This is a genomic window from Virgibacillus salexigens (genome assembly GCF_014905415.1).
Classification (GTDB): domain Bacteria; phylum Bacillota; class Bacilli; order Bacillales; family Amphibacillaceae; genus Virgibacillus; species Virgibacillus salexigens.
The window spans coordinates 68,300-90,413 of the sequence record NZ_BNEO01000002.1 but is presented as its reverse complement, the minus strand read 5'-3'; the positions used below and the strand labels follow the sequence as shown (position 1 = coordinate 90,413).

Here is a 22,114-nt window from a genome sequence, read left to right as displayed (position 1 = left end):
AACAGGAAAGGAGTCTTTCAAATGAATCAAAAATTAAAAATACTTGTGTTAATTAAACCGTTTTGGGTTTATGCAAAGCATAAGCCAAAGATCGACACAGTGAAGGCACTGGAACAGTTTGCAGATGTATACTATTGGCATACGGATGGCCATATCAATGATATTATGTCAAAGTTAGACGTTACGCCTGACTTTATTTTTCATTATGATATTGCATGGAACTATGGTTTAGCCCCAAATATTGAAGGATTAGACCAGACCACGATTCCGAAAGGCTGTTTTATCATTGACTTACATTGGAAACCTGAGGAACGGATGAAATACTTCGAAGCGGCCGAAATCGATCTCATATTCTCTGCCACGAAGCATCCCTTTCTCAACGTATTCCCACACTACCGAGGTAAATTCAGATGGCTGCCATGGGCGATAAATCCAGAAATTATGAAAGATTGGGGGCTAAAAAAGGATATTGACGCATTATTAATGGGATTAGTTTACATGGATGAGTCCAACAAAGGCAACTATACGCTCCCTAAGAAAATCCCTCCAGAAGGACGCTATGCCTTTCGAGATGCTGTATTTCAAAAAATGCGTGATAAACCTAGTTTTGTGCTCCACCCCCATCCAGGGCATCGCGTAAAACAATCTGATCAACTGATTGTCAATGAAAAATACGCCAAAGAACTGAATCGTTCGAAAATCTTTTTCACATGCGGTAGTAGGAACGAGACTGGTGGTGTTGCCGTCCTGAAGTTCTTTGAAGCACCAGCATGTAAAAGTCTATTACTAGCTGAGTCCAACAAAGATATTATTGATTTAGGATTTAAAGATGGTGAAAACTTTGTAGCATGTACCGTTGAAAATATCGAAGAAAAAACAGCGTACTATCTAGAAAATGACCAAGAGAGACAGCGAATTACTGAGAATGGCTATACGTTTATTCATTCACATCACACAAACGAAGAGCGTGCAAAGCAATTTTTAAAAGCGATACAAGAGATTATAACCTATTAAAATTCTATAAAATGTACTTGTTATCTGGCGCTAGTGCCTGAACAAGGTTTAATTATTTGCATAACGTATAGGGAATAAAAATTTAATCTATCAGAGGAGGAACACGATTGACTGTTAATAATTTATTGCTTAATGGGGGATTTGAAACCGGTGATTTTCAGTCCTGGGAAATAATGAATAGTACAATTACTCAGTTCTATTCTCACACCGGAAATGCATCTGCTAAATTGGGTGGAGGTACTTCTCCAGCAAGCATTAGCCAAACCGTTCCAGTTGCTCCGGGACAAAACTTCCAACTGCTTGCATCGTTGTCTAGTACCCGTTTTTTAAGTAATCCTCGCGTCACGTTAGTTGTTGATTTTCTAGATGAAAATAATGCTGTTATTACGAATGGATTATTCGTAGAAATCAGCCAAGGCGATTTGCCAAATGCTGTATCTAGTAATTGGACAGAAATTTATCACACAACAGATATCGTACCCGAAACAGCAACACAAGCAATTGTTCAAATAAGCAAACAATCAGGTAACTTTTTATCTTCTAGCATATTGGTTGATGATGTGGCATTATTAGATTTTGATAGCAACCCGGATATTCCAGGTCCAACTGGCCCAGAAGGTACAACCGGATATTAATTCCATCGTTACAATCAAAGAAGATGCTCCCCCTACAGAGTATCTTCTTTTTTATAACAAACTTCTTGCTACACCATATGAAAGGAAGAAGATAATGGTTACCATCAGTCTTTGTATGATTGTAAAGAATGAAGAGCACGTGCTTGAACGCTGTCTTGATTCGATCTCCCATCTTGTTGATGAAATTAATATTGTAGATACAGGATCTAATGATCATACGGTTGCAATTGCGAAAAAATACACGGATCGCGTCTTCCATTTTGAGTGGACCGATAATTTCAGTGAAGCAAGGAATCAATCATTTTCGTATGCTACGAAAGATTATATCTTTTATCTAGATGCAGATGACGTTATAGACAAAATGGAACAAGAAAAATTATTTCATTTAAAGAAGCATTTAAATCCGGAATTTGATGCCGTATCGATGATATATCTAGCTGGAATAGATGAATACGAAAACGTTACGTTACAATATCGAAGAAATCGGTTAGTAAAACGGAGGAAGCAATACCAATGGTTTGGCGATTGCCATAATTATCTTCAAGTACGAGGAAAAATTTTTCATTCGGATATTGCAGTTTCACATAAAAAGAATGCACATGCCTATGGTCGGAACCTCCATATCTATGAAGCAATGATTTGTAAGAGCAGAAGCTTTACGGAACGAGACTACTTTTATTATGGCAATGAATTACGTGAAAATGGTTTTTATCAACAAGCGATAGAAGCGTATACAAATGGAATAAATATGAAATATGGCTGGATTGAAGAAAAAATATTTGCCTGTATTTTTCGTGCGGACTGTTTTTATTATTTAAATGAAGCTGAGCTTGCACTAGAATCTTTATTTCAATCTTTTGGTTTTTCAAAAACAGCTCGATCAGAAGCCTGCAGTCGAATTGGCCTTTTATTTCAGAAGAAACGAGAATTTCTGTTAGCTATCTTTTGGTATGAACTAGCATTACGTGTGGTACAACCTAAAAGTTCTTGGGGTTTTTCTTACCCGGCATATTCCACTTGGTACCCACATCAACAACTGTGTATTTGTTATTATAATCTACAAGCATTCGACCTTGCTGCCCATCATAATAATAAGGCTATGGAATACCGGCCAAACGATGAACTATTACGCTTTCACCAGACTTTGCTAAAGGGAAAATAAAACAAACATAGCCGATTACTTTTGTGCTTTCCAAATGGTCCAATAATCTTTTTCGATTATTGGCCTCATACTTACAATTTTTTTGTCTAAAGACAGAAGCAAGCGATCCATTTCATGATTATTTAAATAATGTAAAATTGAGCGACCATTCTTTTGCTGAATGTCTGTTAACAGTTCCTGTTTTGATGAATACATCTTCCGTGTTTCCATCAATTTTGTTTCAGTAATATGGTTAAAGCCTGCATCAAATAATGCCTTTTTCACATCCACGCTAGAAATACGACGTCTCTCTTCCACTTTCTTTAGCTGAGGAAACATCTCAAAAATCCAGCCTCTTATATGCTGATGCGTTCCCTTTTTCAGGCAATCATCTAATGTACGATCTTGTACAAGCAAGACGCCATCATCCATTAAGATACGAGAAGCTTCTGTAAAGCAAGCAAATAGATCATCTAAATGATGGATAAGTGCCCGTTCGAGTACGAAATCGACACTTTTATCTGGTAAATGCGTTTGATATGCATGCCCTTTTCTTAAATGAATCATCGGATACTGCTTGCAATTCTCTTTAGCACCTGCCAGCATCGCTTCTGAATAATCAATCCCAATAACGTTGTTAATTCCTAATTCATATAAAGCCTTCGTATAAATACCACCACCACATCCAATATCTGCAGCATAAATGACACTTGTTGGAGTTATAATGTCCTTCACAATTTGAAGCCAAGACGGATCTGCTTCTCTGCTGGCGTATGTCATTTTCATGTTATCATCATGAAAATTCATCGACATTTCGACTACCTCCCTTTTCCATAAAGTATAGCTTATTAATTAAAATAAATATAATAGCGATTAATAATGGAAAGGGATAAATAAATCAAATCATCATTTCACCACTTATGAAGATGAATGAACTACACCTTGATGGTTTTGAATAAGTTCTATAAAATAGTGCACTTGTTTTGAAGCTCTTTCCAATGAAGCTTCTTCGATAATAGGAACGTCCGCAAATTTATCGATTTGGCTATCTAAAAAATACAGCCCTTTTAAATTATGACCTTTTAATGTCGCTAATACTGGTTTTAAAGCATATTCAATAGCTAGCAAATGCGACATACTTCCTCCAGTCATAACAGGTAAAACAGGCGTATGTTTAAGAACATCTTGCGGAAGAACATCCAGTAAAGCTTTCAACACTCCTGAATATGCTCCTTTATAAACCGGAGAACCTACAATGACTCCTTTTGCGGATTCAAGGGTTTGAGCTATGGAGGTAATGGCTTGACTATTAAAATTCCCAGTAAATAAATCTTCATAAGGAACATCTTTTACAGAGATAGAAGTAATCGAAAAACCATTCTGATTCAATATACTCCCAAGATAATTTAATACTTGATCTGAACGAGAAGGACTGGAAGGACTTCCCGACAAGATAGCAATTTCATTCATGTTGATCTCTCCTTTATGATAATGAAATAGCCCTCTCATTCTGATAGGAAAAAGAGGGCTCTTACAATTATATTCGTTCCGCTCTTATCTACCAAGATACACTCGCTGGATTTAGCACCTTTCTGAGTAAACAGAGGTTGCTGAAGCTTCTTCGGGCCAGTTCCCTCAGCTTCTCTTGATAAGATGATTCATTTGTTACTATATTGTATTCCAATTAATCTGATAAATCAAGAGGGAAATGTAACTTCTTCTCGCCCTTTCATTATTTTAGGATAATCGCCCAACCCTTATAGAGATAAGTTTCATCTACTGTATTACTACCTAGTTTTGAGGAGGTAATGAAATGAAATTGAAAAAATTTATAGATGAGCTACCAATAATGCAAACGATAAAAAAACAAGGTTCCTATTTAGAAATGCGTATGGAGGAGTTTAGACAAAAGCTACACAGGGACTTAAAACCAACACGGCTTTGGGGATACAATAACCAATTTCCTGGTCCTACTATTGAAGTAAATGAAGGAGAAGAACTCCATATAAAATGGGAAAACCATTTGCCCGATAATCATTTACTTCCAGTGGACAAATCAATTCACCATATCGCTAACCATCCTGAAGTTCGAACAGTTACGCATGTACATGGGAGTGTGACAAAACCGGAGAATGATGGATATCCAGAAGCTTGGTTTTCCAGAAATTTCAAGAAGGTTGGTCCAGAATTTCTCCATCAAGTATATTCCTATCCCAACAAACAACGTGCTGCCACTCTTTGGTATCATGACCACGCCATGGGGATAACGAGGCTGAATGTCTATGCTGGTCTTGCCGGCATGTATATTATCCGAGGCAAGCAAGAAAAAAGATTAAATATCCCTAAAGATGAATATGAAATCCCGCTTATTTTAATGGATAAGACCATTAATAATGATGGATCGCTATTTTATCCGGTGGGACCGGAAAATCCACCTGCTAACTTACCGATTCCTTCCATCTTACCAGCATTTACTGGTGACAAGATTCTAGTGAATGGAAAAATTTGGCCATATCTGAATGTAGAACCAAGAAAATATCGGTTCCGAATCCTTAATGCCTCCAACACACGCACCTATACGATATCTCTTGAATCTGGAGACCCAATGTATCAAATTGGTTCAGATGGCGGGCTCCTCTCAAAAACCGTTGTAGCAAGAAGCATCACAATGGAACCAGCAGAACGAATTGACGTAATTATTGATTTTAGGAAATACCAAGGAAAATCATTAATTTTAAGAAATGACCTCGGTTCTATCAACACTCCCGAAGATGAGACAGGGGATATTATGCAGTTTAATGTTCGCTTGCCTCTAAAGGGAAAAGATTCGACAATCATTCCAAAGCACTTATCATCTATCCCCTCCCTTAAAGATAAGCCTATATCAGCCATACGAAATTTAAAACTGGTAGGTGCGAGTGATGATTTTGGTAGGCCTTTATTATTATTGGACAATAAATACTGGGATGATCCGATCTCAGAAACACCGAAACTTGGCTCTACTGAAATTTGGTCTATCATTAATGTGACAGGCTTTACACACCCGATTCACTTACATCTTGTTCAATTCCAGGTTCTAGATCGTACCCCCTTTAACCTGGAGAAATTCAATCAAGATGGAAGCATCGTGTATACCGGATCAGCCGTCAAACCAAAACCTAATGAAAGAGGTTGGAAAGACACAATAGCTGCCCCTTCGGCACAGATTACAAGACTAATCGCAACTTTTTCCCCCTATGCTGGAAAGTTCGTTTGGCATTGTCATATCTTGGAACATGAAGATTACGATATGATGCGTCCTTTTTTAATACAAAAGCGAGACTAACTAGTAGGTGACCGCGTTACTAAAATTCAATTGTAATTTCTTTTCCTTGTTCAATGGATTGATTTTCCTTATCAAAGACATCGCTGGTGATTAAGGATATAGTTCCAATTTGTTCTATATTTGTCTCTTCTAAAATAAAAGCGAGTTCTCCTGTTTTTTTCTGACCAGCGGAGAGATCTCCATAAAGATTTTGTAAGTAAAAATCATCTTCAAAATCTTTTTTCTCTCCTGCTTCTGTTTCCAATATCGATACAGGTGCAAAATTAACCATTTGATCAGACGTATTTTCAATTGTTACGTACATTTTAATATAGTTAAAATTTTCCTCGTTATGTGTAAAACCATGAAAGTAATCAACTAAATGCATTGCTGGGGAAAAATTCACGACCTTTACATCACGAATACTCATTTGAATAGGCCCTATGCTATGCATCTTTTGATAATCTGTGATTGCTTCAAGCGTAATATTCCCATCTTCGTCTTCAAATTGGTCACCAATCTCATTGAGTGAGCGTGTATCAGGAGCTTGTGGATTATCAACATAATCACGATCATCATTGACCTCTTGAATTGTTCTTTCTTCCTCTTCCATGTCGATTGATTCCGTTTGATTTTGCTTATTTTCAGCCTCTGCATTTTCCTCCTGCTTGGCACATCCGGATAGGATCAAAATAAATGCAAGAACAGCATATAACCCTTTTAACATAGATAGTTAAACCTCCTCATCCGTTAGATAGAAAAGACCCCATATTGTGCATAATGGGGTCTAGAACTACCTTTATTTATGCGGTTTTACGCTCCGAACGTTTTTCAGTATATCAATAACTTTTAAACCGACCTGGTGGTTATCATGTAAACCGATAAATTGATCTGATTGAGGGCCATAAGCATAAACATTGACGTCTACACCATCATGTCCACCAGTAGTCCAACCTGTACCAGAGCGAAGATCAAAAATGCGTTCAATTGCATTGTCAATTTCTGTTGTATCCTCCTCTTCAGCCGCATCTTCTACTGAATCAATTTCTTCTTCGGTTAAATCTAAATCAATATATTCTTCTAAGACATCTTCAACATCTTCACCTTCACTAATTTCAGCTGCCATGTAATCCGGAGTACGCTTCGCTGCTTTCAATGGCGTTGGATCCCATTTATATTCCCCATCGATTCCCATAGTCAATCCACCTGTAGAATGATCTGCAGTTGTAATAACTAATGTATGCTTGTCCTTTTTAGCAAATTCAATTGCCCGTTGATAAGCTTTCTCAAAGTCTTCCATTTCACTCATTGCACCAACAATATCATTATCATGTCCTGCCCAGTCAATTTGGCTTCCCTCTACCATCAGAAAAAAGCCATCTTTATTTTCACTCAATTTGCTTAATGCCGTATCCGTCATTTCTTCCAATGTTGGCTGTTCTTCTGGACGATCGATCGCTTTATCAAGGCCAACAGGGGCGAAAAGTCCAAGAATTTGCTCATTATCATCTTCTAGCATCTCTTCTTTGGTATGAACATAACTAAATCCAGCATCTTCAAATTCCTCTGCTAGATTTCGATCTTCCCTTTCAAAGTAAGATGTTCCACCGCCTAAAATAACATCAACTTTATGCTGGCCATCAATTTTCTCATCGAAATAATCATCTGCGATATCATTATAATTATTACGTGATTCATCATGTGCACCAAAAGATGCAGGGGTTGCGTGATTTACCTGAGATGTAGATACAAGACCAGTACTTTTTCCTCGATCTTTAGCTTCTTCTAATACGGTTTTCACTTCATTCTTTTCCATATCAACAGCAACTGCACCATTATAGGTTTTGATTCCAGAAGATAGGGAAGTGGCTGCTGCTGAAGAATCAGTAATACTTTCTTCTGGATCCCAAGAATACGTTTGCTGCATCCCTACTAAATGTTTATCAAATGCTGTCTCTTCAACATATGGGTCTTTATTGTCTTTGAACGATCGATATGCTGTCGTGTAGGCAGGACCCATTCCATCACCGATCAAAAAAATAACATTTTTCACCTTGCCTTGATTCGACTTATACGACTTAGCTTCAACTTCTAAACTACTTGTAGCAAAGCTTCCGAATACTAAAGTTGTCATAACAGCAACAGATAGTATTTTTTTTCTAGACCCTTTACTAATCAAGATACTTCCTCCTTTACTAATTTTGTCCACCCATATCTTACTGAGAATCTATTAATCTATGATTAAAAGTATATAAAAATAACGTAAAAATTAAAGGGAATTTCTTCCTGGATCAAATTATCCATCTCGAAGAAAGCGCTAACATAGTGGTATGAAAGAAAAAAACTACCGCAAAATAATTTTGCGATAGTTCAATTCTACTTTTAACAAAAGGAGTCCTTAGATTTTGGAACGGATAGTCCAAATAATGGTCGAAGATATAGCGCAATAAATGTCCCAGCTAAGGCGAGTATTCCCCATACATACCCATGTAAGCTAAAGGATGCTATGCCACCAAAATATGCACCAATATTACATCCAAATGCTAATCTTGCACCATATCCCATTAAAAGACCACCAATAATCGATGCAGCTATATTTTTTAGATTTAATTTCGTAAATTTAAATAATCCACCCGCTGCAGAAGCTAGAAAAGCACCGAGGATAACACCTAAATTAAGCACTGTTGTCGAATCTGCAAAGATAGATGATTCTAGTACTTGAGCATTGGCACCTTGCCAATACCCCCAACTGGTAACGTCAACTCCAAAGAATTGAGCTACTTTTGAACCCCAAAGTGCAAATGCTGAGGTAATCCCCCACGGGGCACCACGAGTCATTAATGTTAATGCATTTAAAACTGCTAATACAATTGCCGCAGCAAAGAGTGGCCAAGATCCGCGGAAGATGCGTTTCCACCCTTTCGTTGAAGGTACTGGTGCCATTTTAGGGGCTTTTCGTTTTCGTTCTACAACTAATGTAATCCACGCGATTAAACCAAATAATGCAATGGATACAATCCATGCTCCCCCATATCCAAGTCCAGTTGAGGTTGCTAGAGAAATTGGTTCGAATGATGGTAAGTCTTCTGTCCAAAATGTTAAATGCTTTGCCCCAATTGTCGAGCCAACAATAAAGAACAATAAGGTTACAAACATAACGGAACGTCCACCACCTACAGCATACAGCGTACCTGAGGCACAGCCTCCTCCAAGCTGCATACCAATTCCAAACATAAATGCTCCTACTAAGAGACTTACACCAACTGGTGATACGTATCCAGCTACTTCTCCTCCGAAGAAGGAATATCCAAACGCTAATATAGGCGCAAATAATGTTACCGCTACTGCCAACATAAGCATATGGGAACGAAGTGCTTGCCCATTTCCTACCGACATAAATCTCCTAAAAGCAGAAGTAAAACCAAAACGCGCATGGAACAGTGTATATCCAAGCAAGAGCCCAATTACTAAGAGCAAAGGTTGAGCAACTTGCTGTGTAGCTAGTAAATAGATTAACAGAAGTGCTGCTACAACTAATCCGCCAATAATTAATGGCGTCTGTGATTTATTTAACCCCGTATTGTCTTTAGGGATTGGATCTTTTACTTCATTGATCGGTTGAACCTTTGTTGTCATCCAAAACATCCTTTTCTGATAAAATTAGTCAGATTTATTTTTCTATCATAACTGGTGTTACGTTTTGTGTCAACAAAAGAATTCAAGCCGTATTTGCATAGCTTTTTTTTATTCGGACATGCTATACCTATTCTTAACTTTAGGAGGTTTTGGTATGTCTGAGGAAAATAAGAATCGAAACAAAGATAAAGGTAAACAAAATAATCGAAATAAGCATAATAAACAACGTGGTGATGTTGAATTTGCAAGTGAGAATGAATTTAATAATAAGGCGAATGAACAAAAGCGTAAAGATTAATATTTATCACCTGTTTTCTATGTAAGTTGAACAAGTTGTCGAGTACAGTTTAATAGGCTCGGCAACTTTTTTGTATTCTATAGACAAACAAGCAACTCCATGATAAGCAAAGCTCACCTTTTGTCATTCAATAAGCATATTCATATCCTTATTCTTTATAATAAAGTAAACTCAAGGTGTTTCATTCAATTAACCATACTATCTTTTTAGAGGAGACTGTAATGAAACAAGTATATAGTGATGTTATTCAATTTCGCGGATCACACTATGATTACGGTGTTTACCAAGGGAAATTGCTTAAGCAATCTCCCATTTTGCACAATCGTAAAATCCAATGGGAATCCCAAAAATTTCGGCATTTTATTGTTGATATAAATACGGTTAAACAAATGTTACATCATTTCGCCCCTGGTATTTGGGAGGAATTAAAAGGTCTAGCAGATGCTTTATCAATGAAAATGGAAGATGCGATCCAAGATTTTGGAGGCTATTATTTAGAATACGGCAGGAGTGGCTGCTCCATATACACGGGTTCTCATTATCTGGTTCGAAATTATGATAACGACCCTTCTTCTTATGAAGGACGATACGCTATCTACCAGCCTACAGATCATGGCTTTGCTACAATTGGGCCGACAATGCAAATTACAGGAAGAACAGATGGAATGAATGAGAAAGGACTTGCAATGGGGTATAACTTTATAAACCGTAAAAAATCACAAGATGGTTTCCTATGTAATATGATTGGTAGAATCGTATTAGAAAATTGCGCAACGATCGGAGATGCGATCTCGTTACTAAAAGAAATTCCCCATCGCCATTCATTTAGTTATTGTGTCATTGACCGCAACAGGCAATCAATTATTATTGAAGCATCACCTCGGTCAATCGCTCTGCAAAAATCCAATATATGTACCAACCATTTTGAACAACTAACGGATGAAAACCGATATCGTATGGATGATTCTTTCCAAAGGTATCAAGCAATACAAACGCTTCAAGCTGATGCAATAAAACCTTATCATGCTTTCCGAATGTTAAACGATACCGATAAAGGAGTTTTTTCCAAAAAGTATGGTGCTTGGGCGGGAACATTGCATACCGCTATGTACTTTCCAGAGGTAAGAAAAGCATGGTTTGCTTTAGGTGGAGATCGCAAACCACTCATTTTTAATTTAGAAAATTGGGTGCAAGGAGCTGATATACATGCGAAGCAATTGAAAGGTCAATTAGAAACTACACACGCATTTGTCAATATGGATTACTTATAAATCCTCCTATCAAGGTCGAATATATTGTTCTAAACAACATAATGTATAAAGATACCTATCTAATAAGGAGAGGTGATTCTATATGAATCAGTTACCCGTAATCGACCTTGGATTAATGACTGAACACTTGACTGCTCATAAAGGTGCGTTACATAAGTTACAAGACTATAATAACTTGGCAACAGATCAAATATTAAAAGATATACTTGTAATGCAATCCTCTGTGTTATACAATCATGTGCTAGTTATGTTAGCTTTAATTAACCCTTACCAAACGCAACTAGTGGAACTGCCCCCTTTACCAAGTGAAGCCGATGTTATTTCTCAAAAATTACATGCTATGTCGCCCACAGCTTTGAATGAAACGAATCAATGGATCGCTATGGAATCACATACTTCTGCTAAAAACATGTCAAATACAAATTATTTGTCTGCATTAATGATGAAAAATGATAATGTGCGACATATACATGTCCAGATGGCGCTACAGCAACTTACCATTCAGGATAACTATGAAGAATACATGAGACAGATGGGGTGGTCGTTCTTCCCAGTAGCTTCGTTTGAAGAACAGCTCAAATCCTATAACTACTTCCTACAATTATTTTAGAAGTAAACGGGAGAGAAAAAGCATCTAGCTAAAAAATCGACTGTACCTTGTTCGTAAAATCAAAGCAAATAAAATAGGCATGACTCCTATGAACACCAAGAACCCGAGGATCCTTCACCTTAGCAGCAGATGTTCCACGAAGTACATGGCCTATTTCCGATATATAGAATAGAATGTTTATTCCGCTTTAATAATTAATTTTAGTTCCTCTCTTGTTTATATGAACTATTTAATACATTAACAACTTTTTTAAAGTTTAACGGATCAAATGAATGCTTGAAATCTCCCTTTATTCTTAAAGACCTGCCAAAATGATATTGACCTGCTTGTACTTGCTTATGAATAGGTTCCAGATTAGAAGGTGTCAAGCCTCCCCCTGGCATGATTTCAGGACCTTGTAATTGGTTTGCAAGGTTAACTAATGATTCCAAATTATTTTGACCGGCTTGGCAATTTTCCTTTCCACCAGATGTTAAAATTCTTTTTACATGTTGTTTATATTGGGTTAATGTGTAATAGGCGTTCACTTGATCTTCGACTTCATCAAATGCACGATGAAAGGTAATATCTATATTCGGTGCTGCTTGTATTATTTGATCTAGAATTGCAGTATTGATTTTATAATCAGCTGTTACAGCCCCAAACACGATTCTTAATCCCCCTAGTTTAGCAAGCTGTCTTATATCTTCGATGATAATCTCTAAATCAGAAGAGGTATAATTAAAATGATAGCTATGCGGGCGGATCATAATTTGAACTGGAATAGATACGTTCTTTAGTACGTGTTTGATTGTACCATAACTGGGTGTCAAACCACCTTCACTTATAGCTGTTACGAGTTCTAATCGATTAGCACCAAAATTTTCAGCATGTATTGCTTCCTCACCGTTTTGAACAATCACTTCTAACATCAATCTCTCCAACCTTTTCTAAGTATATTTGAAAAATAGCAATCCCTTTTCCTCTGTTATCTTATCATGATTCTTATTCCTAATAAATGCTACAAGCAACCTTGACAATTGCATTAAACCCATGTAATCTATTTTCAACAATTATATACTGTATTCTTATCCAGAGAGGTGGAGGGACTGGCCCTTTGAAGCCTCGGCAGCAGACTTTTAGTACTGTGCCAATTCCAGATGCAGCATAGCATAAAGATAAGAAGAGTTAAATCTATTGTACTACAAAAACCCTCTTCTTAATCCGTGAGAAGAGGGTTTTTATTTGTTGAAATGAAGGGATGATTATACATGAAAAAAAGAAGTATAGAAACGGAGTTAGTACAATTGGGGAACAAAAGCGACGAAAAAACAGGAGCAGTAAATCCTCCGCTTTACCTATCTACAGCATACCAGCATCAAGGTCTAGGTCAATCAACAGGTTATGATTATACAAGAACAAAAAACCCTACTCGATCCTTACTGGAAGAAGGCATAGCAAACTTAGAATCAGGTGATCATGGTTACGCCTGTAGTTCTGGTATGGCTGCAATTCAATTAGTATTTTCATTGTTTCGTGCTGGTGATGAATTACTAGTATTGGATGATGTTTACGGCGGAACTTATCGGTTGTTACAGCATTATGCAGAAGCTTACGATATTAAAACAACGTATACAAATTTAAAAGATGATACGGAAACTAAACAACGGATTTCACAAAAGACGAAAGCAATTTTTATCGAAACACCCACTAACCCTCTAATGCAAGAAATGGACATCGCGCATATTGCAAAAGTTGCACAACAATTCAACTTATTATTCATTGTTGATAATACTTTTTATACGCCATTATTACAACGTCCTCTTGAGCTAGGAGCGGATATTGTTATTCATAGTGCAACCAAGTATATTGGAGGGCATAACGATGTGTTAGCTGGTTTAGTGATCGCAAAAGGGAAAGACCTATGTGAAAAACTCGCTAATTTCCATAATGCCTCAGGGGCAGTACTATCCCCTTTCGATTCTTGGTTACTGATAAGGGGGTTAAAAACATTAGCTTTACGTATTGAAAAACAGGAATCAAATGCCAAAGCAATGGTTTCCTTTTTAGAAGAACATCCAATGATTAATGATGTCTTATACCCTGGAAAAGGTGGTATGTTATCCTTCCGGCTTCACAATAGTGCGTGGGTTGATCACTTCTTGCAACAGCTTCAATTAATTATATTCGCGGAAAGTTTAGGAGGAGTAGAAAGCTTTATTACATACCCTGCGACCCAAACCCATGCAGATATTCCAAAAGAAGAACGGATAAAACGAGGTATTGACGATCGCCTATTGCGTTTTTCTGTTGGTATTGAACAAGCAGACGAACTTATTGAAGATTTGCAGCAAGCACTTTATGCTGTACAAGCTTATGCGTAATTAGCTAAATCTGCTATAATACCTTTAAAGTAGTAAATAAGAGAGTAGGAACAACTATGATTCTCGTCATCGATAATTATGACTCATTTACATTTAACCTTGTTCAATATGTAAAACAACTTGATCATCAAGTAAAAGTTATACGAAATGATGCCATTACAATAGAAGAGATTAGACAATTACAGCCTTCAGCAATTCTCCTTTCACCTGGACCAGGAACACCAGATAATGCAGGGATTTGTTTAGACCTTGTACATTTTTTACATCAAGAGATCCCGATTATCGGGATTTGCTTAGGTCATCAAATTATTGCGCAAGCTTTTGGAGCAGCGATTCAAAAAGCGCAGCAACCGATGCACGGAAAGGTATCAGAGCTTTATCATGATAATCAAGGGATATTTACAAATTTAAATAATCCGCTTCGGGTTACTAGATACCATTCATTAATTGTCAATGATATCTCCCTCCCTAATTGTTTTGATATCAGTGCTACAACAATGGATGGTGAAATCATGGCTATTCGGCATAAACAATATTCGATTGAAGGCATACAAGCTCATCCAGAATCTATTCTGTCTGATCAAGGCTTATTATTATTGCAAAATTTTTTCGTAACGCATTCGCAAACATCCACATATCTGTCAGAAAAAATTTTTGCTAATACCTTGCAACCCTGATATAAACATAGATTGTATAAAAAGGAAGATACTACATGCAACCAAATAAAACCCAACCGTTCCTATTATTTGATTTTTTAACCGATTCCAGTAAGAAACATCCTTTACTATTCAAAGACCCAATAGCCATTATTGAAACTTCTACAGATACAGAGGTTATGTCTGCTTTACAATCTGTCCAAGCATATGTAGACGCTGGATATTATGCAGCTGGTTATCTTTCCTATGAAGCAGCACCTGCATTTGAATCAGCATTTCATGTGCATCAAACGTATAACATGCCATTGTTATGGTTTGGAATATTTAATAAACCTGTAGAGCAACCTGTAATAGAGACAGGAAATTACTTTATCGACGAATGGCAACCGACTACATCCGTTGAGGAATACCAAACTAACATAACCAAAATTAAAAACCATATTGAAGATGGGGGAACATATCAAGTAAACTATACCATCCGCTTAAAGAGTAACTTCTATGGTGATTCACTTGGCTACTATCAGCAGTTGAAACAAGCACAATCTGCCAATTACTCCGCATATTTAAACATTGGTTCGCATTCCATTTTATCTTCTTCACCAGAACTATTCTTTCATTTAAAGGATGGAAAAATCACAACAAAACCAATGAAGGGAACGATCAGAAGAGGGAGATCGCAGAAAGAAGATGCTGAACTAGCAAATTGGCTTCATCATTCTGAGAAAAATCGTGCAGAAAATGTAATGATCGTAGACTTACTGCGTAATGATCTAGGTGCCATTGCTAAACCTGGAAGTGTACAGGTACCACAGTTATTTACCATTGAACGGTACCCAACTGTTCTGCAAATGACCTCAACTGTTACTGCTATGGTAGAAGATGATATTGATATTGTTCCTATTTTCCAAGCGTTATTTCCATGTGGATCCATTACCGGAGCTCCAAAGATTAATACAACTAAAATAATTCATGACGTAGAATCCTCTTCACGAGATGTTTATTGTGGCACGATTGGTTATATTACCCCGGAGAAAGAAGCTGTATTTAATGTACCAATTCGTACTGTGCTAATAGATAATTCAACTGGGGATGCTACATATGGTGTCGGTGGTGGAATTACTTGGGATTCTAATTCAGAAGATGAATATGAAGAAACACTTACAAAAGCTCTTTTCTTGCAAAAACAAGAATCTACGTTTGAATTACTTGAGACGATAAAATTATCGAATGGAACGTTCTTTTTATTAGATTATCATTTAGCTCGGATTCAATCCTCCGCTGCCTATTTTAACTTTACACTTGATATCAATGAATTAACCCAACAATTACAAAATATTGCTCAGACACATCTAAATGGAAGCTATAAAATACGCGTGCGCGTATCAAAAAACGGAGCCATCCTAATTGAAAACCAAATATTTTCACAAGACCATTCGAATCTAATAACATATGCAACTTTAGCAGATTCTCCTATTAATAATCAGGATATTTTCTATTATCATAAAACGACGAATCGTTCGATGTACCATGACTTTTTATCCAAACAACCTCAGGTATCTGACGTTTTATTATGGAATGATCAGAGAGAATTAACTGAATTTACAATTGGAAACTTAGTAGTTGAAATGAAAGGTATGTTTTATACCCCTCCTATTGAGTGTGGATTATTAGCGGGGACGTTTCGACAGAAGCTATTGGATGAAGGAGTAATAAAAGAGAAAGTGCTTCACTTGGAGGAACTGTCACAAATAAGCAACATATGGATGATTAATAGTGTCAGGCAATGGGTTCCAGTTCAGATGATATAAAAATGTCTGGAAAGAATAGCTCTAACCTGTTAAATAATACGGCATGCTTTCTATGGGCTAGGTAGTAGTAGTAATTAACGCTTTTTGTTTCCGCAGCAGCAGTTCATGTACTATGCTTCATGGCCAATGCTTCCCTTTCCTTGAGGTAATCACCACCATAAAAAAACAATAATAATCCAAACTACTATCCGAATATAACTATGTATATGCAGATAATCGTTTGGATTATTATTTAGCTAAATTACTGTGTTGTCTCTCTTTTATGTCCCTATCCAAGTGCGACATCTAGTATCATCATGATGGTAAACCCGACCATTAAACTCATAGATGCAAGATCTTTATTACCTTCTTCTTGTGATCCTGGAATAACTTCTTCCGCAACAACAAATATCATCGCACCCGCAGCAAAGCTTAATGCATATGGTAATAATGGCTGAATAAATGTAACTGCAACAGCTCCAATAATACCGGCTATTGGTTCTACCATACCGGAAAACTGCCCGTACATAAAACTTTTTCGTCGAGACATTCCTTCTCTCCGCAGTGGCATTGATACCGCAAGCCCTTCAGGAAAGTTTTGTATCCCAATACCAATAGCTAATGCGATTGCTCCCGCCATGGTAGAAGTAGACAAATCTTGTGCAATTGCACCAAAGGCAACACCTACCGCTAATCCTTCTGGGATATTATGTAATGTTATTGCTAAAACTAACAAAGTACTACGTTTCTTCCTTGTTGCATGTATTCCTTCCGCTTCTTTCATTGGAGATGTCGGATGCAGATGCGGCAGTATCTTATCAATTCCCCACAGAAATATGCCACCAAGCATAAACCCAACAGCAGCTGGGATCCACGGTACTGTCCCGCTCTCTTCTGCCATATCCAATGCTGGAGAAAGCAGTGACCAAAAACTTGCTGCTATCATGACACCGCCAGCGAATCCAAGCATACTATCTAATAATCGTTGATTAAAATTTTTTGTTGTAAAAACCAAAGCAGCACCAAGTGCAGTCATTCCCCAAGTGAATAGCGTTGCAACAGCTGCCTGTGCCACTGGATGCAAAGATAAGAAATATTCCACTATCATCTACGCTCCTTTTTCAATACCCATTATATGCTATTAATTATTACCATTTAACCCTTTTCGGTTACAAACATAGCTTACTCCTAGTAACAAGTAATTTTCAAGTGGATGAACGCAATTTCTAGAAACTTGATTCATGATATGCTAACTGTTACCTTCCTATTGTTTGTCCATACATAATTAAATTGAGATCTACATAAATAATACCGTATGGCACGAAGTTCAAACAGATACATGGAGGTAACGGTATGCATGAACATCATGAAGAAACACCTCAAACACAAGCTGAGAGAAATAACTCGAATCATACATCGCCTAACGCAAAAATCTGGATCAATGAAACAGCTTCAGCTCACGCTGAAGAAAAATCAAGCGGACAAAAAATACCTGGCAATAAAAAAACAGAAAACCGTAAAACAACTCCTCAACAACCACTACTGAAGCAAACCAAGAAAAATGAATCAGCAGATAATCGGGATCACTTAAAGTGGGCAGAAGATATACCTGCCGAATTACATTCACAAACCGTCGGTAAACAGGGACCTGTCTTAGAACAAGATAATATTTTACATGAAACATTGGAATCATTTGTGCACGAAAAAATTATCGAAAGACCAGTACATGTTAAAGGATTTGGAGCATTTGGTTATTTTGAAACGATGCATCCTATGTCTGCGTATACCAAGCTGCCATTCTTACAAAAATCAGGGATAAAAGTTCCAGTTGCTGTTCGATTTTCGCTTGCTGTAAGCACAAAAGGTACACCAGATACATCCCGTAATGTACGCGGATTTTCCACAAAGTTTTATACAGATGAAGGTATATTTGATTTAATCTGTAATCACATTCCTGTATTCTCTGTACGAGATGCTATCCGTTTCCCAGAATCCATCAAGGCTTTCTTACCCTCCCCTAAAAATAATCTCATCGATCCTGAAAGATTCTGGAGTTTCGTCGCGAGAGCTCCTGAATCCATACATTTTGTTGTACGAATCTATTCTGATGCAGGAACAGTGAAAAGCTTTCGTCATATACCTGGTCATAGCGTAAATACGTACGTATGGAGAAATGCCCAGGGAGTTCGTCGTTTCTTGAAATACCATTGGATTCCTTTTGAGGGAGTAGAGTATATAAATAGCCAGGAAGCAACAAAATTAGCTGGAGAAAAACCAGATATTGCTGGAGAAGATTTGTACAATACGCTCGCTGCCGGGAAGACCGTTCAATATGGATTATACGTTCAACTTATGGATCCTGATGACACTGCTAACCTCAGCTTTGATCCACTAGATGATACCAAGGTTTGGAATGAACAAGAATACCCATTACTACCTATTGGAAAAATGGTCTTAAATCGTAATCCAGATAATTATATGGAACAAGTGGAAAAAATTTCTTTTTCTCCTTCCAATCTCCTAGAAGGAGCAGAATTATCGGATGATAAAATGTTACAAGGACGCGCTAATATCTATTGGGACTCGCAACGTAGACGAATTGGACCTAACTTCCGAGATGTACCGGTCAATCATCAGAAGGATTGGTGGCCAGGCAATCTTATTACAAGTGGCAAGGGAAGATATGTAGAGGGGAAACTCGTAAGGTCGGATATTCTGAAGCAAGATGATTTTTCTCAAGCTGGTGATTATTATCAATCGCTTTCTGCAATACAGCAAGAGCATTTAGTAAACAATTTGGCTGCTGATCTTGCTGGTATATCTTTTTCTACTAGAAGAATTGTTTTGAACTATCTATCTAAAGCTTCTCCTGAATTAGAAAATCGAGTGAATAGACAAATACACATGCAATCAAAAAGGCCCTTTGAAGAATAAAGGGTCTTTCCAATAATAAATAGGTTGATAGTTTCACAGTAAAATATCCAACCAAATCTTAATTGCTGTTCCTAAAATCAGCAATGCAAGGAACCATTGCAATAATTTTGTATTTACTTTTTTCCCAAGATTAGCTCCTAATGGGGAAGCAATTAAACTTGCAACAATCATAATAATCGCTGGTATAAATAAAACCTGACCGGTTAATAGTTTTCCTGTTGTTGCTCCTATCGATGAAATGAATGTGACAGCTAGTGAAGTTGCTATTGTCATCCGAGTTGGTATTTTAAGCACAAGGAGCATAATTGGAACCAAAATAAAGGCGCCAGCAGCACCAACAATCCCCGCTCCTATTCCAACAAACAAAGCAAGCAATGCTGCCAGCCATTTGTTAAATATAACTTGGTCCATCGGAATGTCATCGATCCCTTTCTTCGGTACAAACATCATGATAGCTGCAAGTGTCGCAAGCACACCATAAATTAAATTAACCCCACTATCAGGCAAAAATTGTGATCCGTATCCACCTATAAAGCTGCCAATTAAAATGCTTATCCCCATATAAAGAATCAGTGATACATTTAAATACCCACCTTTACGATATGCCCATACACCACCTATCGTAGCAAATAATACTTGTACCGCACTGATTCCGGCTACTTCATGTGCCGTAAATGCCGTTAGTCCTACGAATCCAGGGATATATAAAAGCATCGGATATTTAATGATTGAGCCTCCAATACCAACCATTCCCGAAATAAATGAACCGATAAAGCCAATGAGAAAAATAGTTATCATAAATAATAGACTATATTCCATTCTTTTCTCCCCCCTTAACATATAAGGGGCTCACCTAAGTGAGCCGCCCTTATCCTTTTTTTATCCAAAATTTTAATACCGCATCTTCTTCTGTGTCTTGTAATAATTCATGACCACCTGCTTTTGCCCAAGCAGTTAAATCACTTTTTGCACCTTGATCTGTTGCATGAACCTCTAATACATCACCAACATTCAATTCTTGCATTGCTTTCTTTGTTCGAACAATTGGCATTGGGCATGCCAAACCTTTTGCATCTAATATTTTAGTTGACTCCATCTTTATTTCCTCCTTTAAATTATCTATCATAGCACTATTGTAAGACCTTCACTTCAATTATTTGAGTATATGAAGGAGCTTCGCTTAGTTTGTATATACCTCGACAGTGGTAAAAATTTTCATTTTAGCCTTCTACCGCACAACGGTTAGGACCTGTCTCCATTTCTTTCTGTTTTTCATGCTCGGGATTGATTTTCCCCATGTTTGTTTCTCGAATAGCCTGATAATCATTCGGCTGTGGCGGTAGATTTTCTGTAACCATTTTACGGAAGTCATTTTCATTCTCCACTTGTAAACCGGTATTCTTTTCATAAAGATCTCCTAGACGGGCACTTACTTGTCCACCTTTCCCTAATTCTTCTGCAAAAGTATAATGGGCGGGTAATGCAATTAATTCTTTTGATAGGTCTTTATATCTTGAGTAAAGTGTTTCACGTAAATCCCCAACCCAGTCTTCTGCGAATCCTGCGAGATCCGGCCGACCAATTGATTTCACGAATAAAATATCTCCAGTTAATAGGTAAGCATCATCGATAATAAATGAGGTACTTCCTATTGTATGACCCGGTGAATATACAGGCTGAACACTTACTTGGGTATTGCCAACCATAATATCATTGCCTTCTTGAAGAGGTTGATAATTAAATGTAACCTCCGTTGCGTCTTTTGGAGGTAGATAATAAGATCCTGCTGTCTCTTCAGCTAACTTTCTTCCTCCTGATATATGATCCGCATGCAAATGGGTATCAAGTACGTGTTTAATTTGTACCCCTTTTTCTTCAGCAAATCTTATATATACATCGATCATTCTAGCAGGGTCAATTACTGCTGCTTCTCCATTCGATTCTACAAAATAAGAAAGGCAGCCTTTACCGAGACGTACAAATTGATATAATTCTCCGCCATCCTTTAGATCGGCAATTTTAACTGGCTCTAAGTGTTCACTCCAGGCTTTCATACCACCTTCTAAACTATACACATTCGTAAATCCTGCTTCTTCTAAAAGATCAGCAATCATTTCTGATGAACCCCCCTTCGCACAGACAACAATAATTTCCTTGTCTTTATCTAATTTATCACCGATGGATTCAACACCATCTAATAAATTAAAATAAGGTTCGTTAATGATTTCAACATTGCCACCTTCAATTTTCCAATCATCAAACTCCTCTGTATTCCGAACATCTAAAATCGTCGTTTCTTCATAATTAATGATTTTTTCAGCTAACTCTGTTGTTGACATGGTTTGTGCCATGTTTATCTCCCTCCTACTTCAAATGATAATGAGATATTGGCAGCTTTGGCATAATCAATAATTGATGCTGCAGTGCCATTTAAATACTTTATAAGCATCAAACAGGACTTCCAT

At 37.3% G+C, this 22,114-nt stretch carries 21 protein-coding genes and 2 riboswitches; of the genes, 11 read left to right on the top strand and 10 right to left on the bottom strand.

Annotated features, from left to right (window positions below):
• Positions 1-21: 21 nt before the first annotated feature.
• The 3 genes from JKP73_RS07995 (at position 22) to JKP73_RS07985 (ending at position 2,811) form a co-directional block, all read left to right on the top strand.
• The gene (locus tag JKP73_RS07995) at positions 22-1,014 is read left to right on the top strand and encodes a glycosyltransferase family protein (RefSeq protein WP_200411108.1); all 993 of its coding nucleotides are present in this window, start codon (positions 22-24) and stop codon (positions 1,012-1,014) included.
• A 107-nt stretch (positions 1,015-1,121) separates the two neighbouring features.
• The gene (locus JKP73_RS07990) at positions 1,122-1,649 is read left to right on the top strand and encodes an NTTRR-F1 domain (RefSeq protein ID WP_200411107.1); all 528 of its coding nucleotides are present in this window, start codon (positions 1,122-1,124) and stop codon (positions 1,647-1,649) included.
• Positions 1,650-1,743: 94 nt separating this feature from the next.
• Complete coding sequence (locus JKP73_RS07985; RefSeq protein WP_200411106.1) at positions 1,744-2,811, top strand: glycosyltransferase family 2 protein; 1,068 nt, start codon at positions 1,744-1,746, stop codon at positions 2,809-2,811.
• Positions 2,812-2,826: 15 nt separating this feature from the next.
• Here JKP73_RS07985 and JKP73_RS07980 read toward each other — a convergent pair whose 3' ends face one another.
• Together JKP73_RS07980 and ssuE are read right to left on the bottom strand one after the other, a co-directional pair.
• Positions 2,827-3,603 carry a class I SAM-dependent methyltransferase gene (locus tag JKP73_RS07980; RefSeq protein ID WP_021291875.1) on the bottom strand — a complete coding sequence of 259 codons (777 nt, stop codon included), beginning with the start codon at positions 3,601-3,603 and terminating at the stop codon, positions 2,827-2,829.
• Between the two features lie 105 nt (positions 3,604-3,708).
• Positions 3,709-4,260: an NADPH-dependent FMN reductase gene (gene ssuE, locus JKP73_RS07975; protein WP_021291876.1), complete on the bottom strand. Its 552-nt coding sequence runs from the start codon at positions 4,258-4,260 to the stop codon at positions 3,709-3,711.
• An 81-nt stretch (positions 4,261-4,341) separates the two neighbouring features.
• A riboswitch (SAM riboswitch) is annotated at positions 4,342-4,445 on the bottom strand.
• Between the two features lie 158 nt (positions 4,446-4,603).
• Here ssuE and JKP73_RS07970 point away from each other — a divergent pair.
• On the top strand, positions 4,604-6,115 hold the full coding sequence (locus JKP73_RS07970; RefSeq protein ID WP_200411105.1) for a multicopper oxidase family protein: 1,512 nt from the start codon (positions 4,604-4,606) through the stop codon (positions 6,113-6,115).
• 19 nt (positions 6,116-6,134) lie between these two features.
• Here the strand turns inward: JKP73_RS07970 and JKP73_RS07965 are convergent, their stop codons facing one another.
• The 3 genes from JKP73_RS07965 to JKP73_RS07955 all read right to left on the bottom strand — a co-directional run bounded on the left by JKP73_RS07965 (position 6,135) and on the right by JKP73_RS07955 (position 9,730).
• Positions 6,135-6,821 (bottom strand): hypothetical protein, encoded by a 687-nt coding sequence (locus JKP73_RS07965; protein ID WP_021291878.1) that lies wholly within the window; start codon positions 6,819-6,821, stop codon positions 6,135-6,137.
• A gap of 72 nt (positions 6,822-6,893) precedes the next feature.
• Complete coding sequence (locus JKP73_RS07960; RefSeq protein WP_051170075.1) at positions 6,894-8,228, bottom strand: alkaline phosphatase; 1,335 nt, start codon at positions 8,226-8,228, stop codon at positions 6,894-6,896.
• A 248-nt stretch (positions 8,229-8,476) separates the two neighbouring features.
• Positions 8,477-9,730 (bottom strand): YeeE/YedE family protein, encoded by a 1,254-nt coding sequence (locus JKP73_RS07955; RefSeq protein ID WP_038245471.1) that lies wholly within the window; start codon positions 9,728-9,730, stop codon positions 8,477-8,479.
• Between the two features lie 154 nt (positions 9,731-9,884).
• Here JKP73_RS07955 and JKP73_RS07950 point away from each other — a divergent pair, with 154 nt between their 5' ends.
• The 3 genes from JKP73_RS07950 to JKP73_RS07940 all read left to right on the top strand — a co-directional run bounded on the left by JKP73_RS07950 (position 9,885) and on the right by JKP73_RS07940 (position 11,909).
• On the top strand, positions 9,885-10,028 hold the full coding sequence (locus JKP73_RS07950) for a hypothetical protein (RefSeq protein ID WP_200411104.1): 144 nt from the start codon (positions 9,885-9,887) through the stop codon (positions 10,026-10,028).
• A gap of 221 nt (positions 10,029-10,249) precedes the next feature.
• Entirely contained in the window at positions 10,250-11,299 is a 1,050-nt protein-coding gene (locus tag JKP73_RS07945) for a C45 family autoproteolytic acyltransferase/hydrolase (protein ID WP_038245474.1), read from the top strand.
• An 82-nt stretch (positions 11,300-11,381) separates the two neighbouring features.
• Complete coding sequence (locus JKP73_RS07940) at positions 11,382-11,909, top strand: hypothetical protein (protein ID WP_021291883.1); 528 nt, start codon at positions 11,382-11,384, stop codon at positions 11,907-11,909.
• A gap of 200 nt (positions 11,910-12,109) precedes the next feature.
• Here the strand turns inward: JKP73_RS07940 and JKP73_RS07935 are convergent, their stop codons facing one another.
• The gene (locus tag JKP73_RS07935) at positions 12,110-12,832 is read right to left on the bottom strand and encodes a copper homeostasis protein CutC (RefSeq protein ID WP_234447080.1); all 723 of its coding nucleotides are present in this window, start codon (positions 12,830-12,832) and stop codon (positions 12,110-12,112) included.
• A 141-nt stretch (positions 12,833-12,973) separates the two neighbouring features.
• A riboswitch (SAM riboswitch) is annotated at positions 12,974-13,073 on the top strand.
• An 86-nt stretch (positions 13,074-13,159) separates the two neighbouring features.
• On the opposite strand from JKP73_RS07935, the gene JKP73_RS07930 reads away from it, so the two are divergent.
• From JKP73_RS07930 to pabB, 3 genes are read left to right on the top strand one after another with little or no spacing between them, the layout of a single operon-like run.
• Entirely contained in the window at positions 13,160-14,272 is a 1,113-nt protein-coding gene (locus JKP73_RS07930) for a methionine biosynthesis PLP-dependent protein (RefSeq protein WP_021291885.1), read from the top strand.
• A gap of 56 nt (positions 14,273-14,328) precedes the next feature.
• A complete protein-coding gene (locus JKP73_RS07925) occupies positions 14,329-14,949 on the top strand; it encodes an anthranilate synthase component II (RefSeq protein WP_188944138.1) in 621 nt (206 codons plus the stop codon).
• A gap of 35 nt (positions 14,950-14,984) precedes the next feature.
• Complete coding sequence (gene pabB / locus JKP73_RS07920) at positions 14,985-16,736, top strand: aminodeoxychorismate synthase component I (protein WP_021291887.1); 1,752 nt, start codon at positions 14,985-14,987, stop codon at positions 16,734-16,736.
• Positions 16,737-17,004: 268 nt separating this feature from the next.
• Here pabB and JKP73_RS07915 read toward each other — a convergent pair whose 3' ends face one another.
• Complete coding sequence (locus JKP73_RS07915; protein ID WP_021291888.1) at positions 17,005-17,823, bottom strand: ZIP family metal transporter; 819 nt, start codon at positions 17,821-17,823, stop codon at positions 17,005-17,007.
• Between the two features lie 245 nt (positions 17,824-18,068).
• On the opposite strand from JKP73_RS07915, the gene JKP73_RS07910 reads away from it, so the two are divergent.
• Entirely contained in the window at positions 18,069-19,649 is a 1,581-nt protein-coding gene (locus JKP73_RS07910; RefSeq protein WP_021291889.1) for a catalase, read from the top strand.
• A gap of 33 nt (positions 19,650-19,682) precedes the next feature.
• On the opposite strand, the gene JKP73_RS07905 is transcribed toward JKP73_RS07910, so the two are convergent.
• The 3 genes from JKP73_RS07905 to JKP73_RS07895 form a co-directional block, all read right to left on the bottom strand.
• Positions 19,683-20,468 (bottom strand): sulfite exporter TauE/SafE family protein, encoded by a 786-nt coding sequence (locus tag JKP73_RS07905; RefSeq protein ID WP_021291890.1) that lies wholly within the window; start codon positions 20,466-20,468, stop codon positions 19,683-19,685.
• Between the two features lie 49 nt (positions 20,469-20,517).
• Positions 20,518-20,745: a sulfurtransferase TusA family protein gene (locus tag JKP73_RS07900; RefSeq protein ID WP_038245489.1), complete on the bottom strand. Its 228-nt coding sequence runs from the start codon at positions 20,743-20,745 to the stop codon at positions 20,518-20,520.
• Between the two features lie 124 nt (positions 20,746-20,869).
• Entirely contained in the window at positions 20,870-22,000 is a 1,131-nt protein-coding gene (locus JKP73_RS07895) for an MBL fold metallo-hydrolase (RefSeq protein ID WP_021291892.1), read from the bottom strand.
• Positions 22,001-22,114: the final 114 nt, after the last annotated feature.